An 8,481-nucleotide genomic window follows, 5' to 3' on the forward strand; every position below is an offset into this window, starting at 1 on the left:
AATCGGTTGCGAAAAGCATTTTTCTTGGTTCAAGCCTATCTATATTTGTTTGATATAGAGAAATAACAAATTTTAATCGCTAATATATAAAAATCTAATAAAAATGCATAAGTAACTATTCCCAAAAAGGGTAATTTCCGCTAATCTCAAACTTTCATATTTATCTAGGTGGATAAACGGCTAGCCGTTTATTCTGTTTTAGTCTTTAATAGCGAAATATTATGAGTAATTCATCTTTATCTTCAAAAATTTTCGGGGGCAACTTAGTCTTACGTATTGCCATCGGTTTAGTGCTTGGCTTGTGTTTAGCATCTGTTAATCCTGAGTGGGCAAAAAGCGTTGGCGTATTAGGTCAATTTTTTGTGAAATCACTTCGAGCAATTGCACCGATTCTTGTATTTGTATTAGTGCTTTCTGCAATTGCAAATAAAGAAGTAGGTTCAGACAGTAAATTAAAACCGATTCTAGTAATGTATATTTTAGGTACATTTGTTGCTGCATTGACAGCAGTGATATTTAGTTTCCTTTTCCCAACAACATTAGAACTTGTTTCAAATCCAGATAATTTAAATCCTCCGCAAGGTATTGGGGAAATTATCAAAACAGTTGTGTTCAATTTAGTTGATAACCCGTTACAAGCATTAGCAAATGCTAACTTTATCGGTATTTTAGCTTGGGCGATCGGCTTAGGTATTGCGTTACGTCATGCTGCACCAAGTACTAAAACATTTTTAAACGATTTTGCGGAAGCAGTATCTTATGTTGTTAAAGTTGTAATCGCTTTTGCACCTATCGGTGTATTTGGTTTAGTTGCTGAAACAATAGCAACGAATGGTATTGATGCATTTGCCGGCTATGCGCGTTTATTAGGCGTATTACTTGGTTCAATGGCATTTGTGGCATTTGTGCTAAATCCATTAATTGTATATTGGAAAATCCGCCGTAATCCGTATCCATTGACATTAATCTGTTTACGCGAAAGCGGAGTAACAGCTTTCTTTACTCGTAGCTCAGCGGCAAATATTCCGGTGAATATGAACCTTGCTAAACGTTTAGGTGTACGAGATGAAATCGCTTCTGTTGCAATTCCACTTGGTGCGAATATCAACATGGCGGGTGCTGCAATTACAGTAACTGTATTAACATTAGCTGCTGCTTATACCCAAGAGATTCATCCTGATTTTGCAACAGCGTTATTATTAAGTATTGTTGCTGCAATTTGTGCGTGTGGCGCATCAGGTGTTGCAGGCGGATCGTTATTACTTATCCCATTAGCATGTAGTTTATTTAATATTCCAAATGATATCGCCGCACAAATAATCGGTGTTGGCTTTATCATCGGCGTGATTCAAGATTCAGCTGAGACCGCATTAAACTCATCAACAGACGTGCTATTTACTACAGCAGTAAGCATGGCAGAAGACAATAAATAATTTATATAGATATTCTATAAAATTTATTGTGGTTATTGGAATCTCCGAGATTAACTTTTGCGATCTGGATCGCAAACTTTAGCTTCACTTTTCACAAGCGGTCGAAAATTTAGCATACTTTACAAAAAGGTAATTTGCTATGAATTTTGACCGCTTTATTCTTGTCCTTTCGTTATTTTTTCTTCCATTACTTTTCTTACCCCAAGAATGGCTTACTTATGGCTGCTATGTGGCAGTTTTGATAATTATTCTAGGAATATTCCGTAAACAAGCATTAACTATTTTATTAGGCGCTTTAATACTAGTAAGCTATTGGCAAATTATCAATATATCAGAAAGCGCAGATAAGTATGCAATACCTTCTCAGCAATTGTACCAATTTCAAGTTCAGAAAATTATTAAGCAAGATGAGTTTCAAACAGCATTAGCGAGGTTAGAAAATGGCGATCTGATTTATTTAAACTGGCAGTCGGATGAACCGTTAGAATTAGAACAACATTATCAAGCGAATCTTAAGATACGACCTATTGCTGCTCGCTTAAATATTGGAAATTTTGATCGGCAGCGTTGGTTCTTCGCACATCATTTAAAGGGGAGTGCAACAGTCAAAAAAGCGAATAAGCTGGTCTCACAATACGTGAGATCTTTACGCGTTCAATGGCTGGAATATGTCAGAAAACAATTAGAACCATTTCCTTCTCAAGGATTATTACTGGCATTAGCTTTTGGTGAACGTGCTTGGCTAGCCAATTCAGATTGGCAGCTGTTTCAACAAACTTCTACCGCACATTTAATTGCTATTTCCGGCTTACATATTGGGCTAGCGATGGGAATTGGATTCTGGTTGGCAAAGTGTATTCAGTGGTTTTTTTTACGGGTAGGAGCCTTATCTGCTGGAAGCATTTCTATCTTTTTCCCGAGATGTGTAGGGCTAGTTTTTGCTATTCTCTATAGTTATCTATCCGGTTTTGCGATTCCTACTTTACGGGCATTACTTGCGATTTCTCTTGTCTTATTATGTCAATGGCTACGCCGCTATTACACTGCTTGGCAATTATGGTGGCGTATTGTTGCATTATTACTTGTGCTTGATCCTCTCACAATTCTATCGGATAGTTTTTGGTTATCGGTTTTAGCTGTACTAAGTTTAATCATTTGGTATCAGTATTTTCCGCTCGCCAAGCTTTTCCCCTTTTGCAAAAAATGGCAGAAATTTAACCGCTTGTGGCTGTCACTAGTACATTTGCAATTGGGGATTTTTCTTGTGTTTTCTCCGGTACAATTCTTCTTTTTTGAGGGGATTTCACCTTGGGCATTTCTTACTAATTTTCTGATTGTTCCTTTATATAGTCTGCTATTAGTACCGTTAGTCATTTTTTCATTGTTAACGAATAATATATTAAATAGCTGGGCTTGGGCTGATTGGCTTGTACAAGGTAGTTTGAAAATACTTTCTTTTCTCTCCTCCGATTGGATAGTATTAAGTCAAAGTGAGCAATGTTATTTGTTGGTTTTTAATGTGTTGTATTTGTTGTTGCTGTACCTCTTACAAGAAAAATTATTTATAAGATATTGGAAACAGTCGGGATTAGTTGTCGTAAGCAGCAGTTTTGTGATTTTCTTTGTTGAGCTTCCGATTTTACCGGAATGGGTAACATTTGATGTCGGACAAGGACTTGCACAGGCACTTGTTTATCAAGATAGCGGTAAAAAACGTGCCATTCTTTACGATACAGGTGCAAGCTGGAAAGATAAATCGGGGCGAACAGGTTCGATGGCTCAATTAGAAATTTTGCCTTATTTGAAGCGTAATGGAATTCAAGTAGAAGCCGTTTTTTTAAGCCATGACGATAATGATCACTCCGGTGGAGCGGAAGATATTCTTGCTGAATATCCCCACACACGTTTAATTTCGGCAAGTACTCGCCGTTATGCAAAGCATGATCCTGAAGCCTGTATTGCCGGTCAAACGTGGCAATTTGGACAATTTGAATTAAAAGCCATTTATCCGATATCAAGAGTAAAACGCGCGAAGAATGAAGATTCTTGCATTATTTTGGTAAAAATAGACCGCTTCTCCTTGCTGTTTACCGGCGATACTACCTCGGCAAAAGAAGGTTTATTCGCTCATCAAATCGGGCAAGTTGATTTCTTACAGATTCCTCATCATGGTAGTAAAACGAGTTCCAGCTATACTCTATTAGCTCAGACAAAACCGCAAATTGCTATTATTTCTGCAGGACGATGGAATCCTTGGAAAATGCCTCATCAACATGTATTAACACGCTTATCACAACAAAATATTAAAACCTTTAGCACTGCAGGGGTAGGGATGGTAAAAGTGAGTTTTGAGAAGGGGGGTTGGAAGCTAGAGACGGCGAGAAATAGCAGAAGCCCATGGTATCGAGAGACTTATGGGCTTCCAAATCAATAATTGCCTTTCTTAATTAAGGAACATCATTTAATGCATTCGGATTTTTTGAAATAAACATTGCATCACCATAACTAAAGAAACGATATTTCGCTTCTACTGCATGTTTATAAGCATTCATTGTGTTGCGGTAACCGGCAAACGCAGAAACTAACATAATTAACGTTGATTCAGGCAAATGGAAGTTTGTGACTAACGCATCGACAATACGGAATGTTTTGCCCGGATACAGGAAAATACTGGTATCTGAGAAAAACGGTGCAATCAATTTACCCTCTTGTTCGGCAGCTTGAGCGGCACTTTCGATCGAACGCACAGAAGTAGTGCCAACCGCAATAACACGTTTGCCGGCTGCTTTAGTTGCTAAAATTTGATCAACAACGTCTTGGCTTACTTCAGCATATTCAGCGTGCATTTTATGATCCAAAATATTATCTACGCGTACCGGTTGGAATGTGCCAGCGCCGACATGTAATGTTACAAAGGCGATATTAACCCCCTTTGCTTTAAGCTTTTCAAGCGTTGGTGTGTCAAAATGCAAACCGGCAGTTGGTGCAGCCACAGCGCCTAGAACTTTACTATAAACGGTTTGATAGCGTTCTTGGTCAGCATCTTCGTCCGGACGATCAATATATGGCGGTAATGGTATATGACCGGCTTGTTGAAGTAAATCAAACAGAGGTTGTTCTTCGTTGAAATGTAATTCAAACAATGCCTCATGGCGTGTAGCCATAATTGCTTTAAAACCGTTACCTTCGCCGAGTTTATCTTCACCAAGTACAAGTTCCGCACCTTCTTTCGGTGCTTTTGAAGCACGCACATGAGCTAAACAGCGCTGTTCATCTAAAACTCGCTCAACTAAAACTTCTAATTTCCCGCCACTGGCCTTACGTCCGTACAAACGTGCAGGAATTACACGTGTATTATTGAATATCAGCAAATCGCCCTCTTCAATGTGAGTGAGCAAATCAGAGAATTGTTTATCGGCAAATTCACCTGTTTCACCGTTTAAATGTAATAAACGGCTAGCAGTACGTTCCGAGGTTGGATAACGAGCGGTAAGCTCGTCAGGTAAATTAAAATGGAAATCAGAAACTAACATGGAAAACCTCTATAAAAACAGACTGCCCCTTAAAAGGGGCAGATATTTATGAATTTAGTAATTCTACTATATCATTGATGGCTTTGCTGAGCTTATTTCGAACATGGCGATAAGCAACATCGTCATCAGATAAAACTTGCTTTAACACTTTAATATTCGCGGGTAGATTACTATAGGTGGTTGGGACGGTAATAATACCATCTAGGCGGTTTTTACCAATCTGAGTTTCCAACCATTCTACACGATCCGCAAGTGAAAGAGAGCCGGCTGGCCCTGATTCTTGCTGAATATTATCAATAAAAATAACCTTTGCTTTACTATGCTGAATCGCATTTGATATTTCATCAATCAATAATGATGGCATGATGCTAGTTAAAAAACTGCCGGGGCCAAGTACGATTAATTCTGCATTTTTTACGATATCAATTGCTTCCGGTGTCGCATTTACCTTAGGAATTAGCAATAAATTTCTCGGAATTTCTTCAAGTGCATCCACTGAAACTTCGCCAACAATCGTTACGCCCGATTTTAATTGTGCCGCTAAGTGTACCGGAGATTCCGATATTGGAATAAGACCGGCTCGAACATGCAATAACTCTCTCACTAGGTTAATACCTTCAAGCGGTCGAATTTTCATATTTTCTAACGCTTTTAGAATTAAGTTACCTAAGTTATGTCCTGCAAGTTCGCCCGCACCGCTGAAACGATATTCAAATAATGCGGAAGCAACAGTTGGTTTGATGATGATCTGGGTTAAACAATTGCGCAGATCACCCCAAGCAATACCACAGTGCTGGGAACGAATACGGCCGGTAGAACCGCCATCATCTGTGGTGGTAACAATTCCGGTAAGTCGTTTTCCAAGGAATGATAGTGATGATAATACTCGACCTAAACTGTGTCCGCCGCCAATGGCAACCACCTGGCTTATACTATTTAAATAAGGATGACGAGAAGATAGTTTTTGTTCAGGCATTTATTTTCCTTTTTATTTGAACAGAGACTATAGTTGTGTTTGCATTATGCCATCGAACGGAATATGTTTATTGATTTCTCGTGATGATAGATCTATACGCAATCTTCTTCATTTGAAGGTAACGCATTAACAACGGCTTTAACCAATGTTGCAAGAGGAATTGCAAAAAACACGCCCCAAAATCCCCACAAGCCGCCAAAAATTAACACCGCTACAATAATAGTTAATGGATGTAAATTTACAGTTTCGGAAAATAAAAATGGCACAACTAAATTTCCGTCTAGTAGTTGGCTGATCACGAAAGTAAGCAGTAAGTAATAGAATTCAGGTGACAATCCAAATTGAAATAAAGCAACTAAAGCAACCGGTATCGTAACTAATACTGCACCGATATAAGGCACTAACACTGATAATCCTACCGCTACGGAAAGTAGTAACGGATAACGTAAATCAAAGAATAAGAAGAGGGCATAAGTTGCAATACCAACAATTAGAATTTCTAGGAATTTACCACGGATATAATTTGCAATTTGTTGTTGCATTTCAAACCACACGTTTGCTGCTAAACGACGATTCTTCGGCAACATACGCACAAAAGAACGCACAAAAATGTGTTTATCTTTTAACAAGAAAAACACCATTAACGGCACTAGAAATGCGTAAATACCTAATCCTACTAGACTGATAATAGAGTGGACAGACAAAGTTAATAAAGATTCCCCGAAACCTAAAATTTTTGTCTTTAAATTGCCCATTAAAGTGTCTAGCATGGCGTAATCAATTAATTCAGGATAATGTTCCGGTAATGCTTCCAGCCAAGCATTCAATAAGTTGAACATAGAGGGAAGATCCCGAATAAATGTGACCGCTTGGTTCCACAGGCTTGGCAACATCACCATAAATAGAAAAATAAGTAGCGAGATAAATCCACCTAATACAACCACCAAGCTCAGAAAGCGAGGGAATTTAAAATGGCGCATAAGAAAACGAATCGGCCATTCAAGTAGGTAAGCAAAAACAATCGCCACTAACAACGGCATAATCAGATCGCTGAAGAAATAAATGATGCCGAATCCAATCAATAAAATACCGAGTAACGCGACTGTTTGCGGGTCATTAAATTTCTGTTTATACCAAGCTTGGAACATTTCAAGCATTCTATTTCCCTCTAATAAATTTGAAAAATCCTTCTACGTAATGTAGAAGGATTTACATTATTTTTGGCTACAAACAGCAATAAAGCCCAGTTTATTTTCCGGATCATTAAAGGTTTGGAACATTTTTTTGAACGTATCGCGATTTTCAGGTTTTAGTGCATTACCTACAATTTTCATTGCGCCTAAAACACCTTCATCATGAATTAAACCTTTCGGAGAAAGCAAAGTCATTTCGCCCGAATAAGCATCTACATTACGGAAGCCACATTCATGGAATAAGGTTTTCCAACCTTCTTTGGTTAATGGTGTTACTGTAAGATTAATTGCTTCTCTTAGTGACTGAATCACGGCATCCGCATCCTCGGTATTTAGCATGACGTCATGAGTTAACAAGAAACCACCCGGTTTTAATACACGAATATATTCACGAATCGCTTTTTCTTTTGCTTCAATGGGCAACATGGTCAACATTGCTTCATTGATCACAATATCAAATGAATTGTCTTCGAACGGCAATTTTGTCGCATTGGCACGCTGAACTTTTACAAGATCTTCAACTTCATGCTCTTTAATATTCGCACGTGCTTTATCAAGCGCTTCTTCATCTAAATCAATACCAGTGATATGACAACCATATTGTTTAGCGATTTGAATAGCAGTCGTACACATATTGCATGCGACTTCTAATACTTTTTTATCTTTGTTAAAATCGCCATTCGCAATGAGCCAATCAGTTGCTAATTTACCGCCCGGACGTAAACGCGTTTTGCCAAGACGGGCTAAAAAATTATGCCCTACTTCTTCTTTTTTCATAGAAACCTCTCTGCATTTATCTGCAAAATTTTGAGAAAATTTAACCGCTTGTATGACGGCTATCTAAAGGATTATACCGAAGTTTTTATGATTCTTATATACACGAATCGTAAAATTTGGCATCATATTGTGTGTAATTGATACATTAATTACGCAATCAAACAAAAAGGAAACAAAATGAAAAAATCATTAAAAACAATAGTCTATAATCATAGTCGAGGTGAAATTCACGAGAGTGCGATAAAAGCATTAGTTACCGACCCATTATTTAAAACCCGCATTGAGCGTAATCGAAAAGGAAAGGGGAGTTATCAACGAAATGCAAAACATCGAAAAGCAGGTTATGAGAGAGGTGAAAGCCCATTTAAAAATGTTCTGATGAGCAATTTTAAATGGGATTTTTTATCAGTATTTGACAATTATTGCGCATAAAAAATCCCTCATCTCTCGACAAGGGATTGGGAAACGGTGCACTAGCTGTCCCCGGTCTTACTTCTAACTGATTGATTTTATTGATTAAAATTAATGATGTTTTTGTGTGTGTTACAAAGCGTATTATATAAATTCTT

At 38.0% G+C, this 8,481-nt stretch carries 7 protein-coding genes; 3 read left to right on the top strand and 4 right to left on the bottom strand.

Annotated elements, in window-relative coordinates; genetic code table 11:
• The first annotated feature begins 221 nt into the window (after positions 1 to 221).
• Together sstT and HMPREF0027_RS05240 are read left to right on the top strand one after the other, a co-directional pair.
• Complete coding sequence (sstT, locus tag HMPREF0027_RS05235; protein WP_005622801.1) at positions 222 to 1,433, top strand: serine/threonine transporter SstT; 1,212 nt, start codon at positions 222 to 224, stop codon at positions 1,431 to 1,433.
• 139 nt (positions 1,434 to 1,572) lie between these two features.
• Positions 1,573 to 3,867, top strand: a complete 2,295-nt coding sequence (locus HMPREF0027_RS05240; RefSeq protein ID WP_005622803.1) for a DNA internalization-related competence protein ComEC/Rec2 — start codon at positions 1,573 to 1,575, stop codon at positions 3,865 to 3,867.
• Between the two features lie 13 nt (positions 3,868 to 3,880).
• Here the strand turns inward: HMPREF0027_RS05240 and queA are convergent, their stop codons facing one another.
• The 4 genes from queA to HMPREF0027_RS05260 all read right to left on the bottom strand — a co-directional run bounded on the left by queA (position 3,881) and on the right by HMPREF0027_RS05260 (position 7,912).
• On the bottom strand, positions 3,881 to 4,966 hold the full coding sequence (gene queA / locus HMPREF0027_RS05245; protein ID WP_005622805.1) for a tRNA preQ1(34) S-adenosylmethionine ribosyltransferase-isomerase QueA: 1,086 nt from the start codon (positions 4,964 to 4,966) through the stop codon (positions 3,881 to 3,883).
• 46 nt (positions 4,967 to 5,012) lie between these two features.
• Positions 5,013 to 5,942, bottom strand: a complete 930-nt coding sequence (locus HMPREF0027_RS05250; protein WP_005622807.1) for a gluconeogenesis factor YvcK family protein — start codon at positions 5,940 to 5,942, stop codon at positions 5,013 to 5,015.
• 92 nt (positions 5,943 to 6,034) lie between these two features.
• Positions 6,035 to 7,099, bottom strand: coding sequence for an AI-2E family transporter (locus HMPREF0027_RS05255; RefSeq protein ID WP_005622809.1), 1,065 nt, complete (start codon positions 7,097 to 7,099; stop codon positions 6,035 to 6,037).
• A gap of 57 nt (positions 7,100 to 7,156) precedes the next feature.
• Positions 7,157 to 7,912, bottom strand: coding sequence for a class I SAM-dependent methyltransferase (locus tag HMPREF0027_RS05260; RefSeq protein WP_005622811.1), 756 nt, complete (start codon positions 7,910 to 7,912; stop codon positions 7,157 to 7,159).
• 177 nt (positions 7,913 to 8,089) lie between these two features.
• On the opposite strand from HMPREF0027_RS05260, the gene HMPREF0027_RS05265 reads away from it, so the two are divergent.
• Positions 8,090 to 8,344, top strand: a complete 255-nt coding sequence (locus HMPREF0027_RS05265; RefSeq protein WP_005622812.1) for an alternative ribosome-rescue factor A — start codon at positions 8,090 to 8,092, stop codon at positions 8,342 to 8,344.
• Positions 8,345 to 8,481: the final 137 nt, after the last annotated feature.

This window comes from Actinobacillus ureae ATCC 25976, assembly GCF_000188255.1.
Classification (GTDB): domain Bacteria; phylum Pseudomonadota; class Gammaproteobacteria; order Enterobacterales; family Pasteurellaceae; genus Actinobacillus; species Actinobacillus ureae.

What these genes read in the sequence shown, in the direction of transcription:
- sstT (WP_005622801.1), top strand. Translation starts at nt 222, where the DNA reads ATGAGTAATTCATCTTTATCTTCAAAAATTTTCGGGGGCAACTTAGTC.
- HMPREF0027_RS05240 (WP_005622803.1), top strand. Translation starts at nt 1,573, where the DNA reads ATGAATTTTGACCGCTTTATTCTTGTCCTTTCGTTATTTTTTCTTCCA.
- queA (WP_005622805.1), bottom strand. Translation starts at nt 4,966, where the DNA reads ATGTTAGTTTCTGATTTCCATTTTAATTTACCTGACGAGCTTACCGCT.
- HMPREF0027_RS05250 (WP_005622807.1), bottom strand. Translation starts at nt 5,942, where the DNA reads ATGCCTGAACAAAAACTATCTTCTCGTCATCCTTATTTAAATAGTATA.
- HMPREF0027_RS05255 (WP_005622809.1), bottom strand. Translation starts at nt 7,099, where the DNA reads ATGCTTGAAATGTTCCAAGCTTGGTATAAACAGAAATTTAATGACCCG.
- HMPREF0027_RS05260 (WP_005622811.1), bottom strand. Translation starts at nt 7,912, where the DNA reads ATGAAAAAAGAAGAAGTAGGGCATAATTTTTTAGCCCGTCTTGGCAAA.
- HMPREF0027_RS05265 (WP_005622812.1), top strand. Translation starts at nt 8,090, where the DNA reads ATGAAAAAATCATTAAAAACAATAGTCTATAATCATAGTCGAGGTGAA.